This is a genomic window from Dyadobacter beijingensis DSM 21582, from assembly GCF_000382205.1.
GTDB lineage: Bacteria > Bacteroidota > Bacteroidia > Cytophagales > Spirosomataceae > Dyadobacter > Dyadobacter beijingensis.
The window spans coordinates 199,470-225,894 of sequence record NZ_KB907789.1 but is presented as its reverse complement, the minus strand read 5'-3'; the positions used below and the strand labels follow the sequence as shown (position 1 = coordinate 225,894).

Below are 26,425 nucleotides of genomic sequence, written 5' to 3'. Positions count from 1 at the left end.
ACCAACCTTATTTGCCATGAGACGGTTCTTCCACAATACGCTTGCGGGCGTCGCTTTGCTTACCATTTGCAACGCTTCCAAACCGGTGGAGCGCTGGCCGCACGCCGCAGAGCAGGTGAAGGTAGTTGAAGCTTTTCCAAAGCTGCATTTCGATTATCCTGTGGACCTTACGCATTCCAACGATGGTACCAATCGCTTATTTGTGATCGAGCAGGAGGGGGTGATCCGCGTTTTTGCCAATGCAGCCGCGACGGCATCTTCCAAAGAGTTTTTGAATATCAAAAAACTGGTTAGCTATGGCGGCGAGGCAGGATTGCTCGGTCTTGCATTCCATCCTGATTATCAGAATAATGGTTATTTTTTTCTGAATTATACGACCAAAGTTTCCGGTAAGCTCGAAACGGCCATTGTCCGTTACAAAGTGAGCGCTAGTGACCCCGACCAGGCCGATCCCGCGAGTTCGACGGTGCTTTTTACCTTTGTTCAGCCTTATGATAACCACAATGGCGGCGCGGTCAAGTTCGGGAAGGACGGGTACCTGTATATCTCGACGGGCGACGGCGGAAGCTGGGGCGATCCCAGCAATAATGGTCAGAACAAAAGCGCCTGGCTGGGCAAAATCCTGCGTGTGGACGTGAACAGCACGGCGAAAGGTAACTACGGCATTCCAACGGATAATCCTTTTGCTGGAAATACGGAAGAATTCCGGGATGAAATCTACGCCTACGGCCTCCGCAACCCGTGGCGGATCAGCTTCGACGACGCCACGAATACCCTCTGGGCCGGAGACGTGGGCCAGAACATGCGGGAAGAAATCGATATCATCGTGAAGGGTGGCAATTACGGGTGGCGGTTGAAAGAAAGCATCGACTGCTACAATCCCAAACGCGATTGCGAAACCGCCGGGCTCATCGAGCCGGTGCTGGACCTGCCGCAGGCGAATGGCGAACATTCCATTACGGGCGGGTTAGTGTACCGGGGCAAGGCCGTGCCGGCGCTGGAAGGCAAATATGTATTCGGCGACTATGTCAGCGGACGCCTGTTTGCACTCGAAACCAGCAACGGTAAGGCGTTGAAAAACAGCATTATCGCCGAGGGGGCAGGGCAAATATCGGCTTTTGGGACCGATGCCGCCCATGAGCTGTATTTCTGCAATTACACAACCGGCAAGATCATGAAACTCGCCAGGTAAATTCATTATTTACCTGAAACGACGGCCGGAGTAGCAAATACCTTTTTCAAAAAACCGGAAATCGTCGCCAATGTCGGTTCGAACCACGGGTCGAAGAACATAAACGTATGCGGGGCATCGGCAAATGTTTTCACCTCGCTGTACTGGCCGAATGCATTCAGTTTTTGGATAAAATCTTCCCGCCCCGCGTGCATGCGGTCCACGGAGCTGTTGACGAACAGGTACGGCGGCGTTTTCGCGCTGACGTGCGTAAGCGGGGAAGCGTCATTCCAGAGATCGGGTCGTTCATTTTTGGGGTACCCAAACCAATACGTGGCCGCAGAAATAGATTTGGAATCGTTGCCTTCACCCGATTCGGGGTGGATGAACGCGAGAATGCCGTCGATATCGATCACCGCCTGCACATCGCTCGATGGACCTTTTTCCGTGGTATTGCCTTCAAATTTTACATTTCCGTTGGTAGCGCCGATAAATGCCGCCAGCTCGCCGCCTGCCGAGAAGCCCAGCACGGCCACGCGCGTGGTGTCGATGCCGTAAACCCTGCTTTGTGTCCGTATCCAGCGCAATGCAGCCTTGATATCGTACACGGCCGCCGGGTAGAGTGCCTGTGTGGAAAGGCTGTAATCGGCTGTGATACAAATATATCCGTTCGCCGCGAGCTTGCGTGCCAACGTGGCGTTGTGCGTGCGGTCGCCCGAGCGCCAGCCGCCGCCGTGGATCATCAGCACCGCCGGGCAGGGTGCTTTCGCTTTCTTTTTGGGTTTGTAAATGTCCAATGCAAGCGGCTTTCCCGCAGCAGACACGCGGTACTCCAGATTGCGGATCACCTGCACCGCGGAGGGTAATGCGGCGTCGGCAATGCGGATATTCGGGTGGTGCGCTATTTCATGACGGTACGAGCCTCGCACGGAAAAGCTCGTATCGCGGCCGCCCGTCGGTTCCAGCCGCGACTTTTTGCCCGGCAACCAACCCGTAAAGATGTTTTCGAGGGTATATTTCTCCCTTTCGCCGGCAGTCAGCTGTTTCGACCACGCTACCCGGCCTTCGCGTCCTGCGCCCGGGCCGGTGCTGTTGTATTCGGCGTAGAATGCGGTTTTCTCCTTTTCGGGGAACATATTGTCGCCTTTCCACGGGTCCCATCCTTCTTTTGCAATGTGCGCACCCATTTCGGTATCGATAAAGACCGTCTTGGCAAATGGCCGCCAGGGCCTTCCGAGGAACACTTTAGTAGCTTCGTCGTTGGCGATGAGCCTGCAATTGAAAAAAACATAACCGAAATCCTGCTCGCGGGTCGTCGAGGCGGCCGTAATGTACGAATTGGTAAGACTCTGGATGGTGCAATGCTCGAAAACGGCCGTCGCTTCGCCGAAAATGAAGTCGGTTGTGCCGTTTATGAAGCAGTCCTTATAAAAGTTCCGGCCGTTTTTTGAGGTATATAAAGTGTCCTGGTTGCCGAGAATGCGGCAATTATACACTTCGATCCGGTCACCTTCGGTAGCGAGCGCCACGGCCTGCCCGACCCGCCCGGCCGTGTTTTCGATCGTCAGGTTTTGCAGCGTGCAATCATTGGCCTGCACCAGCAGCGTATAGGAAGTATAGGTGCTGAATTTCGCATTACCCGTAAAGTCGCGCTGCGGAAAATCCTTACCGGAATAGTCGTTGTGGGTGATAATGGTACGCTCGGCGCTCTCGCCGATGAGGGTAATGTTCTTTTTCCAGGCCGGGATGACGACTTTTTCACGGTAAGTGCCGTTTTTGACGCGGATCGTCGCGCGGATCTGTGAATGGTCGCGCACGGCGTTCACGGCTTCCTGGATGGTTTTAAAATCGCCGCTGCCGTCCTGCGCAACGGTGAATTGCTGCTCAATTGCCTGTACCTGAGCGCGGCTGTGCACGGCCAGGATCAACAAAGCAAATAACAGGCCGATCTTCTTTGACATAATCAATGGGATTTTCTTTTAAAAATACAGTCAGCGAAAGGGCGGTAGCACCGCAAAAGAATTTTGCATTTGTCCGGAAGTGACAAAATTTTTAGAATTATTACTTTATTATTATTTTTCATACATATTGTTATAAGAATGATTGGAAGTCATTTAGCAATGCCATGGAAACCCTGATCGTTTTCGTTCTCTATTTATTTTCGCAATTAGGATTGGACCTGCACAACCGGCAATATTACCAGGTGCCGGACCATCGCTTTTTTGCATTGCCGAAATCACAGGAATTGATTTCGTTGCAGCATCCCGACACGCTCTTTCTGGATGCCGCTATTTTTCATGCGAGTAATGAAATGCGAAGGCAATATGGACTGCCGGCATTTGAATATGACCCCGGTTTATATTTGGCATCGGCGGGGCATGCTACCTCGATGGTTTACCGCACTTTTTTTAACCATACCAATCCATTCAGCCCCTACGAGCGCACGGCCCAGCGCCGCGTGGAATTATTTACAAAGCGATTTAAGAGGATCGGCGAGAATATAGGGAAATACCAAACCCTCGTTAGCGGTGAATATATGGTCGCACGTTGGGAAAAAGTCGAAAATCAATTCGAATTCTTCAACGAAAGCGACAACGAACCCTGCATTCCGTACACCTACGCCGCCTATGCGCGCTTTGTCGTAGCGCAATGGATGGCATCACCGCCGCATCGCAAAAACCTGCTGGACTCCACGTACACCTATCTGGGCTGCGCCGCCAGGCTGTCGCCCGAGCCATTCAAACACAAGAAAGCACCCTACGCTAGCCTCGTTCAAAACTTCGGCGGGGAGCGTTAGTCATTCCTTTCAATCCAATTATTCCTCTTCGTCTTTTATAAATGCAACACCGCTAGATAAAACGGTGTCTACCGGATACATGCATTCGTGTTGACTATCTCATTCATTACTATGGTTATATGAATAAGGTAATCATGTGTTGGAATTTTTATGTGTCCTTCGGTCACATCATTTGATGTTTCTTTTATGCTTTTCATAATTTCTCTATTTATTTACGATTGTACTAATGAATTAAAATATCAACCTTCCTCTGCTCAATGATTGAAAATTTTACATTACCCCGGAAAAAAGCCAAGGTTCCAGAGAAGACGGAACGCATTTTCGGTCTCGACCTGATGCGGGCCGGTTCCATCCTGATGGTTTTCCTTGCGCATTCCATGCCGCTCAACCCACTCGACCGATACTTTCCTTTTGGCTGGCTCGGTCTGGGGGTAGAAGCTTTTTTTGTCCTGAGCGGCTTTCTCATCGGGCGCATTATCCTTCGCACCGTGTTGCAGCCGGGTATCAGTTTGGAAACCGTGAAGGTTTTTTGGGTAAACCGCTGGCTGCGGACTTTACCGGCCTATTTTGTCGCATTGGCCAGCTATTACTACTTCTATTCCGATATGCGCAATATCATTTACTACGTGTTTTTTGCGCAGAATATCTTCACGCCCGCACAGGGTTTCTTCCCGCATTCGTGGAGCCTGGCCGTAGAGGAATGGTTTTACATCACATTCCCGGTCGCATTGCTGGGTATTTCGGCTCTCGCAGGCAACCGCGGCGGTCATCGCCGTATCTATTTAAGGGGTATTATGTTATTTGTCGCGCTGGGGCTGGCGACGAAATCGGTGTACCACTGGATGTACCACCACGATATGTTTACGTATTTGCTGTACGAAAATATCCTGATGCCCAGCTGGAAAACCTTTGTGCCGCCGTCGGGCGACTGGGACAGCATGCGTAAAATGGTGATGTTCCGCATCGACGCCATTGCTTACGGATGCCTGGTCGCGTATGCGCTCGAACGATATAATTTGTCGTACAAAACGCGGGTGTGGCTCCTGGGCCTGGGCGGGGTACTGCTGTTGCTCTGTTTCCAGGTAATCGAGCATACGGTGGCAGGGAGTAAAATCAATTTTTTCGTCGATGTATTGCTACTCCCGATGTTTTGTGTGACGTTCGCACTGATGCTGCCTTTTGCCGTTTCCTGTCCGCGGCCGGGCCAGTTTTGGGTCAAAATCGTGACGCATGTCAGCCTGACATCCTACTCGTTTTATCTCATGCATTTCCTCGTCCTGGACTTCGCCGTGAAATGGTACGAGCGCAACGAGGCAGAACTTTCCGGCTGGCAATGGCCCGTGTTTTTAGGAAGTTATTTTTTTATTTACTTAATCGCTTTTTTCATGTACAAATTCATAGAATTGCCCTTTATGAATTACAGAAAAAAGTTATTTCCGAATCCCGTGCACATCAGCAGGTCATGAAGCAAACTTTTACTTTACTCTTTTTTCTTGTTACAATACTTTCCTGCGGCCAGAAAAATGCGCCACAGCCATTACCTGACGATCCGAACGACGGCGTTGATACCGGTTGTAAAACCTGCCTGGGCGCGGGCCTTACGGAGTTAGATTCGATCCCCGTTCCCATCGCCGACCGCGACATTCGCAGCATCTTTTTCAAAGACGGCGAGGCCGGAAACCTGCCTTCGCTTTCGCCCTACAAATACCGTAACAGGCTGGATTTCTATAATTTCCTGCGCTCACACGCCGGTGATTACGATAATAATCTGATGGTATACGTCGGCCGTCGCGATACCACCGAATTCTGTTTCCGGCAGGGCCAATACAATGCGGATACACGCCTGCCGATCATGTCGGCTTCGAAGGCGGTGACTGCGGCGGTGCTCATGAGCATTGTGGAATCGGGAAAGCTGGGGCTGGACGATAAAGTGAGCAAATACATTCCCTCTTTCGGAAATGAAAAAAAAGATATTACAGTGCGGCAGTTGATGTCACACACGTCGGGTATCGTGGTCGAATCGCGTTTTGACAGCCGCAGCGATCTCACCCTCGGGCAGAATATCGATAGCATTGCGCTCCGGACGCAACTGCTTTTCACGCCCGGCAAGCAGGCGTTGTACGGGAGCGTGAGCTACGGCGTTGCCGCCCGTGTGGCCGAAGTGGTTGAAAAGAAAACCTGGGCGCAAATTTTCCAGGAGCGCATTGGCTCGAAATGCGGGCTGAAAGATGTCGTTTACAGTCCCGATCACCCGCTCAACCCCGAGCCGGGTTACGGGATCGTTTGCTCGATGAATGAATACCTGCGATTTCTCACAATGATCTATAATAAAGGCACTTACAACGGCGTGCGAGTGTTGAAAGAGGAGTCGATTGCGATCATGGAGCAGGACAACACCAACAAAGTAGACCCGACATACGGCCTCGGGCTCTTCCGGTACGAGATACAGAACGGCGTTTCTACGGAAGTGGCGTGCCTGAGCGCACGGGGTGTGCACGCGTGGGTGAACCGTTCGAAAAACTATTATGGCCTGATATTTACCCAAGCGGGTTTCGAGAAGACGATCCTGACCAATCTGGCATTCCGGGACCTGGTCAGGCGGAAAATGTAAAATTGTATCAAAACCTATCAATACTCTGGGATAAGTATTTAATTTACGCGGTCCGCTTTTTTTGATACATTAAAACCGTATTCCGCTTTGAGCAACTTTATACAACTGCGCCGGTTGTGGCTTGTTTTGCTGGCTGCACCATTGTTCTTTCACTACATTCCTGAAAAAAAGGCAGTCGAAAAATCTCCTTCGAAACCCAATATACTTTTCATTTTTGCCGACGACCAGCGTGCCGATGCGCTGGGGATAGCGGGTAATACCATCGTAAAAACGCCGAATATCGACCAGTTGGCCCGGTCGGGGACGCGGTTTGCGAACTGCTACGTCATGGGCGGGCATCACGGGGCCATTTGCGCACCCAGTCGCGCGATGCTCATGAGCGGCAAAAGCCTTTTTCATGTGTACGACGTGCTCGACGGCGTGCATACCATGCCGCAGCATTTCGCGGAAAGCGGTTACGAAACGTTCGGTACCGGCAAATGGCATAATGGTGCCCAGACTTTTGAAGCATCGTTTCAAAAGGGCAAGGCGGTCATGCTCGGCGGCATGAGCGATCATTTCCAGGTACCTGTGCGGGACCTGCACGACGGCAAGCTCGGCGAACCGGTGACGAAAAGCTTCTCGACCGACATTTTCACCGAAGCCGCGCTTTCATACCTCGACGAGTACGCGAAGGGTAAAAAGACGAACCCGTTTTTCTGCTATATCGCCTACACTGCCCCCCACGACCCGCGTTCACCGCGCGAAGATTACATCGGCAAATACCCCGAAAAAGACATTCCACTGCCGGGGAATTTCAAACCCATGCACCCGTTCGACTACGGCGAAGCGCAGGTCCGCGACGAAAATCTGGCCCCCTGGCCCCGCACGCCGGAAATTATAAAATCTACATTATCAGACTATTATGGGCTGATTACCCATTTGGATGCCCGCGTGGGGGACATGATCAACTCTTTGAAGGAGAAAGGACTTTATGAAAATACGATCATCGTGTACGCCGCAGACAACGGTCTGGCGATCGGCAGCCACGGGTTGCTGGGCAAGCAAAGCCTGTACGAGCACAGTATGAAGGTGCCGTTTATCATCGCCGGTCCGGGTATTCCAAAGGGCAAGGTCTCCGATGCGCTCGTTTACCTCTACGACATTTTCCCGACATTGACCAATGTCGCCGGTCTGCCTCAACCCGAAGCTGCGGACGGCAAAAGCCTCGCGGGGGTGATCCGCGGCAAATCGAAAGGCGTCCGTGAAAGTAGTTTTACCGCGTACCGGAACCTGATCAGGGCCGTGCGGGACGAAGAGTGGAAGCTCATCCGCTACCCGAACCGCGACTATACCCAGCTTTTTAACCTCAAAAAAGACCCGCTGGAACTGGAAAACCTCTCGGGCAAAGCGGCCTACCGCGGCAAAGAAGAAAGCCTGAAAAAGCGCCTGATCCAATGGCAGCAAGAGACAGGGGATACGGTCGCTTACACGGCCAGAACAATCCTGCCGATGCAATACGACCCCACGAAATTCGAGCGGACAATGGATAAGTTCCAGCCGAAATACACGCAGGAGCGGTACTATCGGAAGTAGGCTAGCGAGGTGGGAAGTTCAGTTTAAATGCCCAATACGCTCACAAAAAGCCACTTACCTGCCAATATCTCAAAGAAAAATCACTAAAAATTTGCGTAGTTAAGTGACTACATATAAATTCGTAGCCAAATAACTACGCAATGAACCTGAGACGAGACGTTTTCCAAGCCATCGCAGACCCGACACGACGGGCCATTCTGCTGCTGCTCGCATCGCAATCGCTCACCGCGGGCGCGATTGCCTCGAATTTCGATACGGCCAGGCCGACCGTTTCCAAGCATCTGTCGATACTCACCGAGTGCGAACTGCTGCAACAGGAACAAACCGGCCGGGAGATTTACTACCATCTAAATCCCGTCAAAATGAAAGAAATCGCCGATTTTATCGAGCCTTTCCGCGAAATGTGGGACGACCGGTTCAACAAGCTCGAAGCCATTATGAAAAACTACCAAGCTAAAAAAAGCTGATATGGAACGCAAAACGAAAATCGATGCCCGGGAGGGAAAGCAGGACCTGGTGATCACACGGGAGTTTGACTTGCCGCTGGAACTGCTTTTCAAAGCTTACGTGATCCCGGAGATCGTGGAGCAATGGATGGGCACACGCGTGGTGAAGCTCGAATGCAAACCGCACGGCAGCTGGCAGTACGAAACGTCGGACAAGCAGGGAAATGTGGTGCTCAGGACCAATGGCGTGATCCACGAATTTGTGCCGGAACAGAAAATTACCCGCACGTTCCAGATGGAGAATACGCCGTTCCCCGTGCAGCTGGAATTCCTGGTGTTCGAAAAGCTTACCGGCGAGACGAGCAAGCTCACCATGCAGATCGTCTACAAGTCCATTGCCGACCGCGACGCGATGCTGAAATTGCCTTTCGCGCAGGGTATCAATATGGCGCACAACCGTTTGCAGGAAGTTTTGAATACACTGAAATAAACGACCATGGAAAAGAGAAACAGAATCATTTACTGGATTTTTACCGCCTGGCTCGCGCTGGGGATGACTTCGACGGGTATTGTGCAAATCATGAAAATGAAGGAGGAAGTGGCTATGTTCGCGCACCTGGGCTATCCTGATTACCTGCTGACGATCATCGGCGTCTGGAAAATTCTCGGCGTGATAGCAGTACTTATCCCGGGATTTCCGCTTCTGAAAGAATGGACGTATGCCGGTTTCTTCTTTTGCATGTCCGGCGCGATCGTGTCGCATCTGGCCCTGGGCGATCCCATCGGGCAGGTAGCGCCGCCGCTGCTGCTGCTCGTACTGACGGGCATTTCCTGGTATTTCAGGCCGGCGGGCAGACGTCTCATTCCCGTTCAGATTTAACATAAAATCGCATGAATACGAAGGTCGATGCATATGTGGCGCAATCGGGCAAATGGCGCGAGGTGATCGAACAGCTCAGGACGGTCGCGTTGGATTGCGGGCTGGACGAGGAATTCAAGTGGGGCAAGCCCTGCTACGCGTTCGAAGGTACCAATATAGTTGTGATTCAGGGTTTCAAAGCCTATTGCGCGCTGCTCTTTATGAAAGGTTACCTGCTGAGCGACCCGGAAAATGTGCTGTTAAAAACGGGCGAGAATACCAAGGTAGGCAGGCAAATGCGGTTTGAAACTGCGGATGACGTAGTTGCGCTGGAACCGATCCTGAAAGCCTACATCCGGGAGGCGATTGCTGCGGAAAAGTCGGGATTGAAAGTGGAAATCGATAAAATGCGGCCGGTACCGCAGGAATTGCTCGATAAACTCGACGAAATGCCCGCGCTCGGCAAGGCATTCAATGCATTGACGCCCGGCCGGCAGCGTGCCTACCTCATTTACTTTTCGGGCGCCAAACAGCCGGCCACGCGCATACAGCGGATCGAAAAATGCGTGCAGCGTATCCTGCATGGCAAAGGCATGAACGACTAGCCGCACGCTCATTGAACAATACATGTAGTTAAACACCATTAAAAGGAAACGCTATGAAAACCGATCAGAAACAGCTCTCACCGGAAGGCCGCGACCAGCTGCTGGAAACACTGAAAAACCGATTTGAAAAGAACAAAGCCCGCCACGAGGGTATCCAATGGGCCGATGTGCTGGCCCGCCTCGAAGGAAAAAGCGCTAAATTGTGGACGCTCGACCAGATGGAACTGACCGAAGGCGAACCCGACGTGATCGGTGTGGATAGCAAAACCGGAGCATATATTTTCTGCGACTGCGCGCCCGAGAGCCCCAAAGGCCGCCGCAGCCTGTGCTACGACCGCGACGCCTGGAACTTCCGGAAGGAAAACAAGCCGGAAAACACGGCACTGGACGTCGCCGCTGAAATCGGAATCGAAATCCTGGACGAAGAAGGGTACCGGCATTTGCAAACCCTGGGAAAATTCGACCTGAAAACGTCCAGCTGGATCAAAACACCGGCAAATATCCGCAAACTGGGCGGCGCGGTGTTCTGCGACCGCCGCTACGACACGGTATTTTATTACCACAACGGCGCCGAATCTTACTATGCCGCGCGTGGCTTCCGGGGTATATTAAGGGTTTGATATTGAAGATCTTATTTTTCCAAGCAGCAGCCCGCGCCGTTCATCGGCGCGGGCTGCTGCTTTTTGTAACCTCCTGTACATTTTTTCGCAATCGCACAATTTTATGCAGCCAGTTTGCACAGTTCATCCTATATTTGCGCAGATTTATTTAAACTAATTATAAATAGTTATTCTCAAACCATTTACAACCAATCTCCTGAGGCGCGTCTCCGCCGGTGCGCTTCCGGTTTTGCCCTATGTTCAGCACCATTTGTCTCCTGTTTCTCGTCGGGTTCATGTTCTGGATGAACACCTCTACCCGTATTTCCTGGTCCGATAAAAACCGTGTTATGGCCTCGCTGGCCGCCAATCCGCTGTACAGCAGAGCGGCCGCCGGCGCGTTGTTTTTCCTTGCTACGGTCCTTTGCGTGGCTACGCTTGGGGTGGGTAGCGGCTTGTTCGCGGCCGTCGTGATCCTGATGACGGCCGGGTCGGCAGCCGTGCTGTTTTTTCCGTTTCGCTACTTCGGTCCCGTGGCAGTTGCGATACTATATGCATGTGCAGTAACCCTCGAACTTGTCGCCCATTGATATTACCATGCCTGCCAACAAGAAATACCTGACCACCTCGCCCTGGCTGCGATTGAGCAAGATCCTCGCAGGAAGTGTCGGCGGATATGCCGTTACCATAAGCCTGCATTTGTTTTTCACAACCTTCCTGCCGAAGGAAAACGTGATCATCACCGCCTATTTCACGGGTTATATCCTGTGGGCGTGCCTGCTGCTGTACGCGTTCATCGCGCAGAACGTGTGGCGCGTGTGGGGACTTTACATTGTGCTTACCGTCGTGTTTGCCTTGCCTTACTTACTGAAATTCAACCTCAATCATGGATCATAGGAAATACAACATCTATTTTCACACCCATACGATCAGCGGGATCATCATCGCGGCGTTGTTGTATGTCATATTCTTCGCCGGGTCCTTTTCCTTTTTCAAAGACGATATCGCAGCCTGGCAGAAGGGGCGCTCGGAGGTAACGCAGAACTTCGCGCCGCCGTACAACCACCTGCTCGATTCGCTTTCGCAGCATTACAACCTCCGCGGCCGTAACTTCAATTTCTACCTGCAACGCCAGGGCCAGGGCACGTATGTGGACATGACCGCCTCGCAGGACACGACCATCAGCAAGCCGAAACCCAAGCCGAAAGTGGAGGGCAAAAGGCGGGGAAGGGGCAGAAGGGACGACGGCGACGCCGCCTACTTCCGCTACTCCTTCGCCGATCGGAAAGCGGGCGACTATTCCGACAGCTACGACATGGCCGAGTTCCTGTACCGGCTGCATTTCCTGGCGCAGCTCAACCAGGTCGGCATAGACATCGGAACGCCGTTCGGTTACCTGGTGGCGGGTATTGTGGCGTTTTTGTTCCTGTTTGCATTAATTACCGGACTAATGCTGCATTGGGATAAAATCAGATCGAACTTCTTCCTGTTCAGGCCGATGAGCAAATGGAAGACGGTCTGGACGGACATGCACACCGTGCTCGGGGTGATCGGCTTCCCGTTCCAGCTGGTATTCGCGGTGACGGGCGTCGTGCTGATCGTCAACTACGTATTGCTCGCGCCATTTGCCAACCTGCTTTATAACGGTGATACGGACAAGCTTTACGAGAGCCTGCAATACAACAAAACCGTAAAAGTGGATTATACCTACAAGCCGATGGAAGGTAAGTTCGACATGGACGCATTCGTAGGCAAATGGCAGAATGAATGGAAAGGCAGCCAGGTTTCCCGCATTTATATCCGTAATTATATGGACGAAAGCATGCAGGTAAGCCTCGAAGCGAAGCCCGGCCCGACGGCCAATTTCGCGGGTTCAGGAAATGTGACCGTCGATATCGCCACGGGAAAAGTGGTCGAACTGAAATCGCCGAACTCGGGCGGTAACTACATCGATTCCGTCAAAAGCCTTGTGTACCACCTGCATTTCGGTGATTTCGGGGGTAAACCACTTAAAATCGTGTTCTTCCTGCTGGGCCTGATGGGCTGTGCCGTGATCATTTCCGGCATCATGATCTGGCTCGTGGCGCGGGACAAGGTCGCTACCGAACTCCGCAAGCGCCAGTTCAACTTCTGGGCAAGCAACTTCTTCCTGGCGGCTTGTTTGAGTATGCTGCCCGTAACGGCATTCACGTTCATTATGCTCAAAACGCTGCCGCATATCGATCAGGGCGTCATTTACCGGACGTATTTTTACAGCTGGCTCGTGCTGGGCGTCTACCTGATGGCACTCCGCAACCTGCCGCTGATGAACCGCCATACCTTGCTGCTGTCGGCCGTTTTGTGCCTCGGCGTGCCAATCGCCAACGGCGTTTCCACTGGCTTATGGATGTGGACCAGCTGGACCCGGGGCGCATTCGACATTTTCTTCATCGATGCCCTGTTCGTGATCCTGGCAGGCTCGTGCGCCTTCGCCTACACGAAGGTAAATGCGGAAGCGAAGCCCTTCAAAATCCTCGGCCGGACGAAAGAAAAAGGCCGCGCAAAAGTGGAAGCGTAAATTGAACCAACATACAGAATAGCGAAAGAGAGGCTGGAAAGCCTCTCTTTGTTGTTTGGGACAATACCCTAATGTCCCGTTTGCCGCTGATAGTCCTCACCCCAGGCACAAAGCGCGTCCATGATGGGAATAAGGCTCTTACCGATTTCCGTAAGCTTGTATTCCACCCGCGGTGGCGACTCTGCGTAGGCTTGGCGGAGCAATATGCCGTCGCGTTCGAGCTGTTTGAGCTGGGCAGTGAGCGTGGCTTGGGTAATGTGCGGGAGTTTTCGGCGGAGTACCCCGAAGCGCATCGGGCATTCTTCCCGGATACGGTTCAGGAGCATAAGCTTCCATTTGCCGCCGATCATGTCGAGGGCGATGTTCATGCGGGTATTTTTTTCTGAAAATGCATCAGAATCTGCATTTGTAATCGATTGATTCACTTCAATAGTATCGTTCGCCATACCTGGTATCGTCTTGTAAACTACTTGATTAGCAGCATTGCCTGCTTGATTTTTGGCCGGAAATGCACGTAAAGCCGTGCCTGATCATCAAACAACGCAATGAACATACAAATTTCAAAATGGCTCTTACTCGCCATTATTTCCGCCTCAGTGTTCCTGTCCGTGATGGATATTTTCATCGTCAATGTGGCCATTCCGGCCATTCAAACGGGTATTCACGGCACCGATGCCGACATTCAGCTCGTGATCGCGCTTTATTTGCTGGGGTATGCGGCATTCCTGGTCACGGGAGGCCGCGCGGGGGATTATTTCGGTAAAAAGAAGGTTTTCGTCGGGGGCATGCTGGCGTTTATTGCAGCTTCGGCGGCGTGCGGTTTTGCGCAGAACGCATGGCAGCTTAATGCGGCCAGGTTTTTCCAGGGTGTGAGTGCCGCCTGGATGATCCCGCAAGGCATTACTTACATTCAGGTGTTGTTTGCGGCCGGCCAGGAGCGCACGCGGGCGCTGGGTATTTACGGCAGTGTCGCTGGCAGTGCATCGGTGATCGGCCAGTTCCTGGGCGGTGTACTCCCCGAACTCGATTTTTACATGGAAGGCTGGCGGCTCATATTCCTGATCAACGTACCGATCGGACTGGCCGTCATACCCCTGGCCATCTGCTATTTACCAGACGAACCGCGCCGGGCTGCCGGCCGGTTTGACCTCGCAGGCGTGCTGCTGCTCACGGGTACGCTCGTATGCGTGATATACCCGCTCATCGCCGGGCGCGAGCTGCATTGGCCGTGGTGGAGCGTGGCAATGCTGGGTTTTGGGGCATTGTTACTGGTCGTTTTTATTTCAAACCAAAAACAAAAGCTCGCCGGCGGGAGAGAGCCGCTGCTGGACGTCCGGCTGTTCCGCATTCGCGATTTCAATATCGGTATGGTGGTCGTGCTGTGCTATTTTATGGTGCAGGATTCGTACTTCCTGGTCAATGTCATGATGCTGGAAAACGGACTTGGGTTCACTTCCGCCGAAACGGGACTGCTGTTTGTGTGCCAGGGAATTGGTTACGTGGCGGCGTCGCTGGTATCGCTGCGGCTCATTCCGTTAGCGGGTAAAAAAGTGTTGCAGGCAGGCGTACTCATTATGATGGGTACATTGGCTGTGCATATGTACCTCCTCGATGATCCAGCGGTGGACAGGGCGATGTTGTACCCCGTCCTTTTCGCCTATGGGACGGGCTGCGGGTCGGTATTGCCGTCGCTGCTCGGCATGGCGCTTCGGAGCATTCCCGCAGACCTGGCCGGGGCAGCTTCGGGCACGTTCTCTACTTTCCAGCAAACGGCGATCGCGCTTGGTATAGGGGTGGTAGGCGGGATATTCTTTTCAAAATTGGGCCCGGAACCGGACCTGTCCGCTTTCGTTTCGGCTTATCGCATTGCCACGGCCGTGAACATGTCCCTGCTCGGTCTTGTCGGCTTCTTCCTCTGGCTTTTGCCTGCTGAAAACGAGGTGCATCCAGATAGCAAGGCATGCTGCGCCGCTGCCTGAATGCATTTTGCCTTTTATTGCAATGCAAACAAAAAACCGACACTCAGCGCCTGCGCGATCTGGATGCGGCTGCTCTGGTCCTTATCGTACACGACAATCGCGCCAAGGTTCACATTTACATATTTATTGATTTTTGCTGTCAGCTGTGCGTCGAGGCGGTTATCGATTTCGAGCGGGTCGCGGAATGTCGAAAACATGAGGTACCTGAATTTCAGGTTCACATCCTTGGCAATGTCCTTATCGAAGTTGGCCACGAGCTGGATCAATGCGGCTTCCGTCCGCACGCGCTCGCCGATGGGGACGCCGTAATTTTTCTGGTCGGGCGTGTTCACATACAGGTCGCGGTCGACAACGATCGTCTGCCGGAGCGCGCCCGGTGCAAAATCGACGAAGAAATACGGTGCCGGACGGTACTCGATACCGATCGCTTCGGTGACGTATGCGGGAGAAAGCAGGCCCGAAACCTTCTTTTTGAAAGTCAGCGAATCAGGGTTGCTGTTGTATTCATAACCCGCGGCAAACTGCGACAGGAAGTTGAGGTTGGCGAAAATGCTCCATTTCGCCGATAGCTCCCGGTTGTATTTTGTATCGAAAAACACCCGGTCGACGCTCTTGCGGCTCTGCTGGCCCTTGTTGCGGAGAATCCCGTATTGCGATTGGAAATCGTTTCGCCATGAATCCTTGCCGCGTTTCGTTTCGTTCAACGCATTGAAAAAGACGCCGAGCGCCACCGAATTGACACCGCCGCCCGTCCAGTTGGAGCTGAAAGAGCCCTGGTTCAGGTTCGCACCGAACTCGATTTTACGCCAGGTCGTGTCCTTGGCGGTTTTCAGGCGGCCTGCATTAATGGCATTGGAGAGGTCAACTTTGTTTTGGGAAAATGCCGTCGAGATGGATAAGATAATAGAGAAAACTCCGGTTGGAATCGCCTTCCACATACGCTTACTGTACTGTAATGATTGTCAAAATATGCGCGAATATATTTCCACGATCCTTTTTTAACCAATTTTTGGGGCCTCACGGTATAAAAATACGTGTCGATTTTTCTCGACGTCCGGGCATCGATCCACCACTTTTTAACCTAGTATTTGACATTCAGGTAAATATAAATATCTTTGCAGCTAAGATATTTAGTTTATAAGATAAAATATGAGCGAAGAGTCCATCGTAAGGCTGCGCAGGCTGAGCCAGATGTATGCCTACACCTCCATTCAAATGCATGAAACCGTCGGGCGGAAGGCCGGGCTTTCGGGTACCGATCACAAATACCTGGGTTTTCTCATGCAAAAGGGCCAAATGACTGCCGGCGAACTGTCGGCACTCACCGGTCTCACCACTGGCGCGGTAACCGGCCTGATCGACCGTTTTGAGAAAAAAGGCCTCGTCCGCCGCAGGTTCGCCGATAACGATCGCCGGAAAGTATTCGTCGAGCCGGTAACAGACCAGATCATGGCATTGCTCGAACCGCTCTACCGCGATTTCCGGGCCCGCTCCGAGGCGCTGATCGCCTCGTTTTCGGAAGCCGACCGGCAGGTAATCGAAACCTACTTCTCGAAGGCGATTGACCTCATGAATCAAACTACCGAAACACTCAACAACCCCTAACCATGAAAGCAATGGAATATGTGATCGGCCTGCGGGATGCGGACCGGGCCAAGCCGGCCTTGGCGGGCGGAAAAGGCGCAAATCTCGGAGCGTTGTCGGAAATGCCCGGCATACATGTGCCGGACGGGTTTTGCATTACCACCCGGGCATTTCAGCGCGTGGCAGGGCAGTCGGCGCAGCTCTCGGCATTGTTGGAGCAACTGGCCGCTCTGACGGTACATGACCTCGCTGAAATAGCCCGGCTTGGTGCCGAAATCCGCTATTTGATAGAAGAGACGGCTATTGCTGGCGATATCGTGGACGAAATTATCCTTTCGCTGGCAGCATTAGGCGAGGAGGATGCCTATGCCGTCCGTTCGAGCGCTACGGCCGAGGATTTGCCGGGCGCCTCGTTTGCAGGCCAGCAGGATAGTTTTCTGAACGTGACCGGCCCAGACGCCATTCTCGCTCATGTGCGCAAGTGCTGGGCGTCGCTGTTCACCGATCGGGCCATTTCCTACCGTATCCGGCATGGCTTTGACCACCGAAAGGTCCATTTGGCGGTGGTGGTCCAGAAAATGGTCCTGGCGGAAGCGTCGGGCGTGATGTTCACGGCAGACCCGGTAAGCGGAAACCGGAAAGTGGTAGCGGTGGACGCCGTTGCCGGCCTTGGTGAAGCCCTTGTGGGTGGTTTGGTGAATGCGGAGCATTATAAGGTGCGTGGCGATGAGGTCATCCGCACGCATGGAGAGGTACAGGTGCTTACGGACGCGCAGATCGCGGAGCTGGCACAGACAGGAAGAGAGATCGAACAACATTTCGGCATGCCGCAGGATATTGAATGGTGCCTCGCGCAAGGGCAATTTTACATTGTTCAAAGCCGGCCGATCACGACATTGTTCCCCATTCCGGAAACCGAAGATGCCGGCTACCGGGTCTATTTATCGGTAGGGCACCAGCAAATGATGACGGACGCGATAAAACCTTTGGGCATTTCCGTTTGGCAAATGACCGCCCTGCGCCCGATGTATACGGCGGGGGGAAGATTATTCGTGGACGTGACCGACGAGCTGGCCTCGCCGATCCGGCGCGAAATGCTGATGAACCTGGCCGGAAAATCAGATCCGCTCGTAAAAGACGCGCTCACGACGCTGCTGGAACGCGGCGATGTCGTTCAAACTCCTCCCGAAGAAGAGTCGCCTGCGCCGGTCAAGGCTCCTGCGCCGCACAATTACCAGGCGATGCTCGGGTACGACCCCGGCATTGTCCCTGACCTCATCGCGCGCAGCCAGGCCTCTATTGCGAACTTAAAGCAGCAAATACAAGGGCTATCCGGCCAGGAGTTGATCGATTTTATCACCAGTCACAGCCGTAGCCACCGGCAGGAAATGGCCGGCTCGCGGAGTTTCGGCGTGCTCATGACGGGGATCAATGCGGCCGCGTGGATCAACGACAACATGAAAGAATGGCTGGGCGAAACCAACGCGGCGGACACGCTGGCGCAATCGGTGCCAGGCAATGTGACTTCCGAAATGGGCCTTGCATTGCTCGATGTAGCCGATGTTGTAAGAGATAATCCGCAGGTAGTCAGTTTTTTACAAAATACAGATGAAGGATTCTCGCCGAACGACCTGGCAGGGTTGCCCGGCGGTGCGGCGGCGAAGCAGGCCATCGAGGATTTTCTCGACCGGTACGGTATGCGGTGTGCCGGGGAAATTGACATTACCAAAACGCGTTGGGCCGAGAAGCCGGCCATGCTCGTGCCGCTGATCCTCGGCAATGTCAGGAATTTTCCGCCGGGCGCTGGAAAAGCCAAATTCGAAGAAGGCATGCGGCAGGCAGTGAGTAAGGAAAAAGAGTTGACAGACAGATTATTGCAGCTTCCCGACGGCCACGCAAAAGCAGCGGAACTGCAACGAATGGCCCGGCTCGTGCGGCATTATGCCGGCTACCGCGAATATCCGAAATACGATATGGTCAGCCATTATTTTATTTACAAACAAGCACTGCTCCGAGAAGCGCAAAGGCTGGTGAATGCGGGCATACTTAGCGAAAAAGAAGATTTGTATTACCTCACACTGGAAGAAACAGGCGAGGCCGGCCGCACGGGTAAAACAGATCATGCATTGATCAACCAGCGGAAAGAAGCATTCAATGGGTTTGAAAGGCTAACCCCTCCGCGCGTGCTCACCTCCGACGGCGAGGTGCTTAACGGCCGCTTCCGGCGCGACGGCCTGCCCCAAGGCGCCATTGTCGGGCTACCGGTTTCGACGGGCATCGTGGAAGGCCGCGCACGCGTGATCCTGAACATGGCCGAAGCCGACCTGGAAGAAGGCGACATCCTCGTCACCACGTTCACCGACCCGAGCTGGACGCCGCTGTTCGTGTCCATCAAGGGCCTCGTGACGCAGGTAGGCGGGCTGATGACGCACGGCGCCGTGATCGCCCGCGAGTACGGGCTGCCGGCCGTAGTGGGGATCGATGACGTGACGACGCTTATCCGGGACGGGCAGCGGATCCGGGTGAACGGGACGGAGGGGTATGTGGAGGTGGTTCCTACAAACACCTGATCGTGCCGCCGTCCACACGGAGCACGGCCCCGCTCACGTAGTCGGCGAAACGGCTGGTGAGGTACAGCACGGCTCCGGCCACCTCTTCGGGCAGGCCGAAACGGCCGGTATCGTTCGGTATCAGGTCCTGTACGGCGCGGTATTTAATGGCTTCGAGCTCGGTACCCCAGCCGAATTTCGGTGCGGCATTGACGAGCCATTCTTCCACCATCGGGTTGATAATGGCACCCGGTGAAACCACATTGGACGTAATGCCCGTCTCTTTCAGCTCCCGCGCCAGCGACGCCGACAGGTTATGCCGCGCCGCCAGCGTGGCGTTGTAATGCGGCTGTTCCTTCATGGGCTGGATACCGAGCCCGCCGCCGATGTGGATCACGCGCCCCCAGCCGAGCGCCTTCATCTGCGGCACGATCCGCCGGATCATGCGGGTATAGGAAACCACGTTGGCATTGTAAATGTGCAGCCAGTCGTCCGCCGTCGCATCCGACCACGACGCGTGGCTGGTAATGCCGGCATTATTGACCAAAATATCGATAGGGCCGCCGGCTAATGCTTCGGCAGCCACGGTGTCGGCGCCTTCATCGGTGGCGAGGTCGCCGGTAGCCGTGGTAGCGTCCCCACCCGCCGCGCGGATGCCCTGTGCGATGTCATTGGCACGCTCCGCATTCCGGCCATGTATGATCACCGAAGCGCCCTCGGCTGCCAGCAATCTGGCAATCGCTTCACCCAATCCCGAGCTGGAACCGGTCACCAGCGCGCGTTTTCCACTTATTTGAACATCCATTTTCGTATTGTTTTTAAAAGATTTCAGACAATACAAAATTCGGGTGCAGGAACTGTTCGTACTTTGGTGAGCAGTTCAAGTTGCTTTGCTGAGGAGCTCAATGGGGGGGAGTAAAAATCGTTGTGGCGGTAAAATGCCCGATTTTTTTGCGTTTAAAACATTGCATCTGCCGCGTGTTCCGCTATATTGGAAGCGTCTTCCAAGGCACGCTATTACAACCGGCCGGGCATTTCAATAACGCCTTAACCCACTTTCTACTGATTTGAATGCGTAAAACAGCACTGATTACCGGCCCTACATCGGGCATTGGCCGCCATACCGCACTGGGCCTCGCCCGCATGGGTTTCGATTTGATCCTGGTTGCCCGCAACGAAGCCAAAACGCGGGAGCTGCAAAAGGAAATCGGCGACCTGGTCGAAACGACGTTCGTTCTGTGCGACCTTTCCAGCATGGAGTCGGTGCGGCGCGCGGTGGGGGAGATCAAGAGCTCCTACGGGCAGATCGACCTGCTCGTGAACAATGCCGGGCTCATTGTACAGCACAGGCAGACCACCGGGGAGGGGATCGAGCTTACATTCGCTACTAATCACCTGGGGCCTTTTGTACTGACGACCGGGCTGGCGGATCTGCTGAAAGCCGCTGGTTCGGCAAGGGTGATTAACCTGGCTTCCGCGGCACATTATTTCGCTTTCCGATACCAAACCGCCAAGCTCGCCAATCCGCCGCATTACCAAGACCTCGTGATTTACGGACGAACCAAGCTGGCCAATATCCTTTTCTCCAACGAACTATCCGAACGCATGGCATTGTACGGCGTTACTTCCAATGCGGTGCACCCGGGCACGGTAGCCAGCGGCTTTGCGGGCGACGGCCACGGTGCTACGGCCTGGTTCATGAAGGCTTTCAGGGCAGTTCTGCGCACGCCGGAGCGCGCCGCAGCGGACATTATACACGTGGCTACCGCGCCCGAACTGGACGATGTGACGGGTCGCTATTTCGTGAATGCGAAGCCGGCCCGCACGTCGGGAAAGGCCAGGAGCAGGGCATTGGCGAGAGAGTTATGGACATTTTCGGAAACGCTGAACGAGGCGACATCGGAGCAAAATCTATTAAATCCATAGACTTTAAATACTTTTTTGTGCGAATGCTTGGAAGTTAACTATTTCATGCATTAACTTTGCCTTATTATACATCGAGCCGAGAACCACCCGAAGCAATTTCCAATACCTAACGAAATCGGATATGCGTTCGATCCAGACACATTCAAAACCATTCTCCGCCCGCCCGGGCCTCCTGCTGCTTACCGCCAAAGTAGCTAATTGCTGTTGTTGCTAGTCAAGTCTTTCTACTGACCCGCGCGGGTAACTAATCCATTTCAGTTTAAAAACTGCCGCCCCGTATGCCGGAGCGGCCCAGGACTTCTTTGCAACATGAAATTCACAGACAGCCATATTTATTACGAAATCCTTATTCTTTTCGCCGTGATCAGCATTGCAGAGGCGGCGACGGGCCTTTACAAAAGCGAGAAATGGTCGAAGAATGAATGGTATATCAATTTTGCAGGACTCTTCCTGTCGAGCGTCATCACCCGGCCCCTGAGCTTCCTGCTGTCGGCCTACGTGCTGAACTATTTCTTCGCCGACTATTACAATGTATTCGAGGACGTGCCGCTGTGGGCCGGGGTGCTCATTACCGCGCTGCTCGAAGATTTCACGCAATACTGGTGGCACCGAGCCGCGCACACCTATACCTGGCTTTGGAAAGGGCACCGTGTGCATCATAGCGCGCCGGAAATGAGCGTCTTCCTCACCGGCCGCAACTCATGGGTTTACCTGCTGCTGTTCCCGCCGCGCATCGTCTCCACGATCCTGATCTTCGTCGGTTTCGGACAAGCATTCCTGATCGGCTATTTTTTCAAGGCATTGATCGGCATTTCCGCGCATTCGAGCGTACGCTGGGACAAGCCGCTGTACGCGATCAAATGGCTGCATCCGCTGATGTGGCTTCTGGAACGCACGATTTCCACCCCTGCCACGCACCATGCACACCACGCAGCCACCGACGCCGACGGTATTGGCGTTATCAACGGGAATTACGGGAACATGTTCTTTATCTGGGATATGCTTTTCGGGACCGCCAAGATCACCCGTGAATTTTCCGAACACATCGGCCTCGAAGACTACCACGAAGAACCCTGGTACGTACAACTCGGGTATCCGCTGTTTAAGTCGAAGGATGAGCGAAGCGAATTGTCACAATGATGACGAAACTCCTGCTGACAATCATCTTCGGGCTCCTCACCATGGAGCTGCGCGCCCAACTGGCTACGTTCGAAGTCATGATGGCCGGGCATAGCATTGGCTCAGTGCGGGTTTTGCGGCAGGATGGGGCAGGGGAGTCGATGCGGAAGCGGATCGAAGCGGAGTTCCGGGTACCGTTTTATTCGGGGAGTTTTGTCAGTGAAAACCGTTTCGTGAACGGCGCTTTGCATAGCTCTTCCACGGAGCAGATCGTGAATGGCAAACGTCGCGAACATACGCTTACGACCCGCATCGCCCCGCAGCATTACCGTGTAGACCACACCGAGAAAAGCGAGCCCAACCGCAAATGGGAACTACCAGTGCCTATCGCCCACACGATCACGGGCCTTTATTACCAGGAGCCTACGGAAATTCAGGCCGTATATTCCGAAAAATACGGCGCCATGTGCAAGATACGCAAGCTCGGCGAGGGCAGCTACGGCGTGCAGCTGCCAAACGGCAAGGAGAGCATTTACAGCTACGAAGATGGCCGCTGCGTGCGCATCGTGACGGAGCTCGCGGGCGTGCGGCTAAGCATCGTCAGGGTTGCGTATAATAACCTTCGTTAGTGCAATAGAACGGCTCTAACGCAGATTCTGTGGTATAATATCCGATTTCCCGAGCCTGAGTGCGTGAAAATGCACGGGATAGCCGCTTCTTTGCCTAATTTTGTATATAAAACCTATAAGAAATATAGAGTAAAATCATTTTCGACAAGCAACACCTGATGAAAAAGCTTTCCTTCCTCATTCTCCTGTTATTTGCGACGACATTGACCGTCCGGGCGCAGCAGCCCGCACCGAAAAATATCGTGAAAGCCGACGACCAGGCATTGGCTAAAATCAAGGCCGGTAAGGCGTACCTCGTGGACGTGCGCACGCCTGAGGAGTTCGATGGCGGGCATTTGCAATATGCTACCAATATCAATTTCAACAGCCCGGATTTCAAGGCGCAGATCGCGAAGCTCGACAAGCACAAGCCGGTATACCTCTATTGCCGTTCGGGCAACCGCAGCGGGAAGGCCGCTGATACATTGAAAACACTTGGTTTCCATTCCTATTACAACATAGGCGGCTTCGAACAACTGAAAGCGGACGGTTTCCCCGCCGGGCAAATTCAAACGAGCGCCTCGCGGAAATGACCGGCAGATCATGATTTGAAAAAATGACCTTCGATCAATATTACCAAGCCTGGTAGATGCGACAATGATGAAAGCACCTATGGCTATCGGAGGGATCGTCGGGAATGGTTTCGGTAAGCTTAGTTTTTGCAAATTTTATGAGGTTTTTGCATGGAATTTACGTGCGAGCGAAATTTCCCTCACCACCCCTTCACCGCTCCGCCCTGAAACACCCTTGCGGCCGCCTCTTCCACTTCTTTCGACTGGTACGCCTGCACATATTTCTTTACCTTCTCTTCATCTTTATTGTCCTCGCGGGCCACGATCAGGTTTACGTAAGGTGAATCTTTGTCTTCGATCAACAGGCCGTCGCGGGTGGAGATGAGGCCGGCTTTTCCGGCGAAATTGTTGTTGATGATGGCGAGCGTCACGTTGGCGTCGTCGAGGGTGCGGGGAAGCTGGGGAGCTTCCAGTTCCAGGATTTTGAGGTTTTTCGGGTTTTCGACGATGTCGATTACTTTTGGCAGGAGGCCTACGCCGTCTTTGAGTTTGATAAGGCCGTATTTTTGGAGCAATAGCAGCGAGCGGCCGCCGTTGGTGGGGTCGTTCGGTATTACGACGGTGTCACCGGGTTTCAGGGCTTGGAGGTCCTTGATTTTTTTGGAATAGCCGGCAATCGGGTATACAAAGGTATTGCCCACGATGGCGAGCTTGTAGCCGCGCTGTTTCACCTGCTCGTCCAGGTAAGGCTTGTGCTGGAATGCATTCACGTCCACATCGCCGTGGCTCAATGCCTCGTTGGGCACCACGTAGTCGTTGAACGTGATCAGCTCCACGTCCAGGTTGTACTTTTCTTTGGCTACCTTCTGGGCAGCTTGCGCTACTTCCAGTTCGGGACCGACCGCAATGCCTACTTTAATATGATTCGGATCATCGTTTTGTTCCGCTTTCTTGCCGCATCCCGTGGTTATAGCTGTAATGAGGCCCAGGGAAAGGAGGAAGATTTTGCCGTTTGTCATGGTTGTAAGTGTTTGATATCGAGATAAGAGAAATGTTTTCGCTAACGGTGGTCCACGTGCCTGGACAGCCGATCGCCAAGGAACTGGATGATGAATACGAGCCCGATCAGCAGCACAAGCACAATGTTCATGATGATGGCGTCGTAGCCGATGTAGCCATACTGATAACCGATTTGACCTAAACCACCTGCACCCACGGCACCACCCATGGCCGAGTAGCCCACGAGGGTAATGAGCGTAATGGTGGCCACATTCACGAGCGAGGGCAATGCTTCGGGCAGTAGCACCTTGTATACGATCTGTAATGGCGTGGCCCCCATCGCACGGGCTGCTTCAACGAGTCCTCCGGGGACTTCGATGAGGCTGTTTTCGACCAGCCGGGCGATAAATGGTGCCGCCCCTACGCTTAATGGTACCAATGCGGCGCTCACGCCGATCGAGGTGCCCACCACCACGCGTGTGAACGGGATCATCCATACGATGAGGATAATGAATGGTATAGCCCGAAAAATATTGATAACCAATGAAATGATGCGGTTCAGCGCGCGGTTTTCAAGCACCTGCCCGGGGCGTGTCAGGAATAGGATAATGCCGGTGGGAAGCCCGAGCAGGAAGCCGAATATGCCCGAAACGATGGTCATGAAGATGGTTTCACCCAGGCCTGCGAGCAGGAGTGTTACGACGGGGTCAGACATAGCCGAGTAGTTCCACTTTGATTTGATGGTATATAAAAAAGTCAATCGCCTTCTGGTAATTCTCCTGCCGACCCGACAGCGCCGCGAGGATCACGCCGAAGTGCTTGTCGCCGATATGGTCCATTTGCGCGCTGATGATCTTCGTATCGATTTCGAATAGCCGCGCGGCCTGCGACAGCAGCGGCTGGTCGGCCGTATCGCCGTTGAGCCGTAGCCGGAGCAGGGGCGACATGCCGCCTTCGTTGATCGCAGTAACCCGCTGCCGGTAATGCTCAGGCACTTCGACATGCAGCGACGCGCTGATAAACGACCGGGCGAGTTCCGTTTTGGGATTGGAAAACACGGTATTCACCGGCCCTTTCTCTACGAGCTTGCCATGACTAATCACCGCCACATCGTGACAAATCGATTTTACGACATGCATTTCATGGGTAATGAGCAGAATCGTGATGTTGAGCCGCCTATTAATGTCTTTGAGCAAGGCGAGAATGGAGGCTGTCGTGCCGGGGTCGAGGGCGCTGGTGGCTTCGTCGCACAGGAGCACTTTCGGGTTACTGGCGAGCGTACGGGCGATGGCGACGCGCTGTTTTTGTCCGCCGGAAAGGCTGGCAGGATAGTCGCCGGCCTTGTCCTGCAAGCCTACGAGCCGGAGAAGTTCGGTAACCCGTTCTCGGATTTCCTGCTTTGGCCGGCTGTCGAGTTCAAGGGGGAATGCGACGTTTTCAAATACCGTTCGTGAGGACAGCAGGTTGAAATGCTGAAAAATCATGCCGATCTGGCGCCTCGCCACGGCCAGTTCTCTGGAAGACAGTCCGGTCAGATTCTTTCCATCCACGATCACATCGCCGCTGGTAGGCCTTTCGAGCAGGTTCACGCAGCGTATGAGCGTGCTCTTGCCCGCGCCCGATGTCCCGATCACCCCATAAATCTTTCCCTGCTCCACTTTCAGCGATACCCCCGCGAGGGCCGTCACTTCCCGGTCTTTTTGTTTAAATAGCTTGGTAACGTTTTTTAACTCGATCATCGCAGGAATGCACTTCACATGAACTGCAATGTAATCTACAAAGTCTATGGATTAATGGATTTTTTTAAAATTTAGTGTCTGGCTGCAACGCCTTCGACATTCGTGCGTCTCTTGCAAAAACGCAATTTGA

At 53.5% G+C, this 26,425-nt stretch carries 27 protein-coding genes; 20 read left to right on the top strand and 7 right to left on the bottom strand.

Annotated elements, in window-relative coordinates; all coding sequences use genetic code 11:
* The first annotated feature begins 16 nt into the window (after positions 1-16).
* Positions 17-1,192, top strand: a complete 1,176-nt coding sequence (locus H144_RS0119435) for a PQQ-dependent sugar dehydrogenase (protein WP_019943770.1) — start codon at positions 17-19, stop codon at positions 1,190-1,192.
* A gap of 5 nt (positions 1,193-1,197) precedes the next feature.
* On the opposite strand, the gene H144_RS0119430 is transcribed toward H144_RS0119435, so the two are convergent.
* A complete protein-coding gene (locus tag H144_RS0119430) occupies positions 1,198-3,132 on the bottom strand; it encodes a pectinesterase family protein (protein WP_019943769.1) in 1,935 nt (644 codons plus the stop codon).
* Positions 3,133-3,296: 164 nt separating this feature from the next.
* Between H144_RS0119430 and H144_RS0119425 the strand changes: the two genes are divergently transcribed.
* The 12 genes from H144_RS0119425 (at position 3,297) to H144_RS0119370 (ending at position 13,220) form a co-directional block, all read left to right on the top strand.
* Positions 3,297-3,968, top strand: coding sequence for a CAP domain-containing protein (locus H144_RS0119425; protein ID WP_019943768.1), 672 nt, complete (start codon positions 3,297-3,299; stop codon positions 3,966-3,968).
* 257 nt (positions 3,969-4,225) lie between these two features.
* On the top strand, positions 4,226-5,434 hold the full coding sequence (locus H144_RS0119420) for an acyltransferase family protein (protein WP_019943767.1): 1,209 nt from the start codon (positions 4,226-4,228) through the stop codon (positions 5,432-5,434).
* A complete protein-coding gene (locus H144_RS0119415; protein WP_019943766.1) occupies positions 5,431-6,579 on the top strand; it encodes a serine hydrolase domain-containing protein in 1,149 nt (382 codons plus the stop codon). Before H144_RS0119420 ends, H144_RS0119415 begins: the two co-directional genes overlap by 4 nt.
* Positions 6,580-6,666: 87 nt before the next feature.
* Positions 6,667-8,154 (top strand): sulfatase family protein, encoded by a 1,488-nt coding sequence (locus H144_RS0119410; RefSeq protein WP_157504985.1) that lies wholly within the window; start codon positions 6,667-6,669, stop codon positions 8,152-8,154.
* 140 nt (positions 8,155-8,294) lie between these two features.
* Positions 8,295-8,621 carry an ArsR/SmtB family transcription factor gene (locus H144_RS0119405; protein ID WP_019943764.1) on the top strand — a complete coding sequence of 109 codons (327 nt, stop codon included), beginning with the start codon at positions 8,295-8,297 and terminating at the stop codon, positions 8,619-8,621.
* A 1-nt stretch (position 8,622) separates the two neighbouring features.
* Positions 8,623-9,090: an SRPBCC domain-containing protein gene (locus H144_RS0119400; RefSeq protein ID WP_019943763.1), complete on the top strand. Its 468-nt coding sequence runs from the start codon at positions 8,623-8,625 to the stop codon at positions 9,088-9,090.
* Between the two features lie 6 nt (positions 9,091-9,096).
* Positions 9,097-9,480 carry a DoxX family protein gene (locus tag H144_RS0119395; RefSeq protein ID WP_019943762.1) on the top strand — a complete coding sequence of 128 codons (384 nt, stop codon included), beginning with the start codon at positions 9,097-9,099 and terminating at the stop codon, positions 9,478-9,480.
* A gap of 11 nt (positions 9,481-9,491) precedes the next feature.
* Complete coding sequence (locus tag H144_RS0119390) at positions 9,492-10,064, top strand: YdeI/OmpD-associated family protein (protein ID WP_019943761.1); 573 nt, start codon at positions 9,492-9,494, stop codon at positions 10,062-10,064.
* A gap of 53 nt (positions 10,065-10,117) precedes the next feature.
* A complete protein-coding gene (locus H144_RS0119385) occupies positions 10,118-10,684 on the top strand; it encodes a DUF4256 domain-containing protein (RefSeq protein ID WP_019943760.1) in 567 nt (188 codons plus the stop codon).
* A gap of 236 nt (positions 10,685-10,920) precedes the next feature.
* The gene (locus tag H144_RS0119380) at positions 10,921-11,253 is read left to right on the top strand and encodes a hypothetical protein (RefSeq protein WP_033402990.1); all 333 of its coding nucleotides are present in this window, start codon (positions 10,921-10,923) and stop codon (positions 11,251-11,253) included.
* Entirely contained in the window at positions 11,240-11,560 is a 321-nt protein-coding gene (locus H144_RS0119375) for a hypothetical protein (protein ID WP_229207944.1), read from the top strand. Before H144_RS0119380 ends, H144_RS0119375 begins: the two co-directional genes overlap by 14 nt.
* Positions 11,550-13,220: a PepSY-associated TM helix domain-containing protein gene (locus H144_RS0119370; protein WP_019943757.1), complete on the top strand. Its 1,671-nt coding sequence runs from the start codon at positions 11,550-11,552 to the stop codon at positions 13,218-13,220. Before H144_RS0119375 ends, H144_RS0119370 begins: the two co-directional genes overlap by 11 nt.
* Positions 13,221-13,288: 68 nt before the next feature.
* On the opposite strand, the gene H144_RS0119365 is transcribed toward H144_RS0119370, so the two are convergent.
* Positions 13,289-13,588 (bottom strand): winged helix-turn-helix transcriptional regulator, encoded by a 300-nt coding sequence (locus H144_RS0119365; RefSeq protein ID WP_211220700.1) that lies wholly within the window; start codon positions 13,586-13,588, stop codon positions 13,289-13,291.
* A gap of 177 nt (positions 13,589-13,765) precedes the next feature.
* Between H144_RS0119365 and H144_RS0119360 the strand changes: the two genes are divergently transcribed.
* Positions 13,766-15,199 carry an MFS transporter gene (locus tag H144_RS0119360; RefSeq protein ID WP_063826410.1) on the top strand — a complete coding sequence of 478 codons (1,434 nt, stop codon included), beginning with the start codon at positions 13,766-13,768 and terminating at the stop codon, positions 15,197-15,199.
* A gap of 14 nt (positions 15,200-15,213) precedes the next feature.
* On the opposite strand, the gene H144_RS0119355 is transcribed toward H144_RS0119360, so the two are convergent.
* Positions 15,214-16,137 carry a DUF3078 domain-containing protein gene (locus tag H144_RS0119355; protein WP_019943754.1) on the bottom strand — a complete coding sequence of 308 codons (924 nt, stop codon included), beginning with the start codon at positions 16,135-16,137 and terminating at the stop codon, positions 15,214-15,216.
* Positions 16,138-16,348: 211 nt separating this feature from the next.
* Here H144_RS0119355 and H144_RS0119350 point away from each other — a divergent pair, with 211 nt between their 5' ends.
* A complete protein-coding gene (locus tag H144_RS0119350; RefSeq protein WP_019943753.1) occupies positions 16,349-16,804 on the top strand; it encodes a MarR family winged helix-turn-helix transcriptional regulator in 456 nt (151 codons plus the stop codon).
* Positions 16,805-16,806: 2 nt separating this feature from the next.
* Positions 16,807-19,353 carry a phosphoenolpyruvate synthase gene (locus H144_RS0119345; protein ID WP_019943752.1) on the top strand — a complete coding sequence of 849 codons (2,547 nt, stop codon included), beginning with the start codon at positions 16,807-16,809 and terminating at the stop codon, positions 19,351-19,353.
* On the opposite strand, the gene H144_RS0119340 is transcribed toward H144_RS0119345, so the two are convergent.
* The gene (locus H144_RS0119340) at positions 19,340-20,137 is read right to left on the bottom strand and encodes an SDR family NAD(P)-dependent oxidoreductase (RefSeq protein ID WP_019943751.1); all 798 of its coding nucleotides are present in this window, start codon (positions 20,135-20,137) and stop codon (positions 19,340-19,342) included. The genes H144_RS0119345 and H144_RS0119340 overlap by 14 nt on opposite strands.
* Before the next feature lie 266 nt (positions 20,138-20,403).
* Between H144_RS0119340 and H144_RS0119335 the strand changes: the two genes are divergently transcribed.
* The 4 genes from H144_RS0119335 to H144_RS0119320 all read left to right on the top strand — a co-directional run bounded on the left by H144_RS0119335 (position 20,404) and on the right by H144_RS0119320 (position 23,578).
* On the top strand, positions 20,404-21,258 hold the full coding sequence (locus tag H144_RS0119335; protein WP_019943750.1) for an SDR family NAD(P)-dependent oxidoreductase: 855 nt from the start codon (positions 20,404-20,406) through the stop codon (positions 21,256-21,258).
* 309 nt (positions 21,259-21,567) lie between these two features.
* Positions 21,568-22,398 carry a sterol desaturase family protein gene (locus H144_RS32245; protein ID WP_019943749.1) on the top strand — a complete coding sequence of 277 codons (831 nt, stop codon included), beginning with the start codon at positions 21,568-21,570 and terminating at the stop codon, positions 22,396-22,398.
* Positions 22,395-23,006, top strand: a complete 612-nt coding sequence (locus tag H144_RS0119325) for a DUF6134 family protein (protein WP_019943748.1) — start codon at positions 22,395-22,397, stop codon at positions 23,004-23,006. The genes H144_RS32245 and H144_RS0119325 overlap by 4 nt, the downstream gene beginning before the upstream one ends.
* A gap of 158 nt (positions 23,007-23,164) precedes the next feature.
* A complete protein-coding gene (locus tag H144_RS0119320) occupies positions 23,165-23,578 on the top strand; it encodes a rhodanese-like domain-containing protein (protein WP_019943747.1) in 414 nt (137 codons plus the stop codon).
* 179 nt (positions 23,579-23,757) lie between these two features.
* Here H144_RS0119320 and metQ read toward each other — a convergent pair whose 3' ends face one another.
* From metQ to metN, 3 genes are read right to left on the bottom strand one after another with little or no spacing between them, the layout of a single operon-like run.
* Entirely contained in the window at positions 23,758-24,576 is an 819-nt protein-coding gene (metQ, locus tag H144_RS0119315; RefSeq protein ID WP_019943746.1) for a methionine ABC transporter substrate-binding lipoprotein MetQ, read from the bottom strand.
* Between the two features lie 41 nt (positions 24,577-24,617).
* Positions 24,618-25,271 carry a methionine ABC transporter permease MetI gene (metI, locus tag H144_RS0119310; RefSeq protein ID WP_019943745.1) on the bottom strand — a complete coding sequence of 218 codons (654 nt, stop codon included), beginning with the start codon at positions 25,269-25,271 and terminating at the stop codon, positions 24,618-24,620.
* Positions 25,264-26,313, bottom strand: coding sequence for a methionine ABC transporter ATP-binding protein MetN (metN, locus tag H144_RS0119305; RefSeq protein ID WP_308425718.1), 1,050 nt, complete (start codon positions 26,311-26,313; stop codon positions 25,264-25,266). Before metN ends, metI begins: the two co-directional genes overlap by 8 nt.
* Between the last annotated feature and the right edge of the window lie 112 nt (positions 26,314-26,425).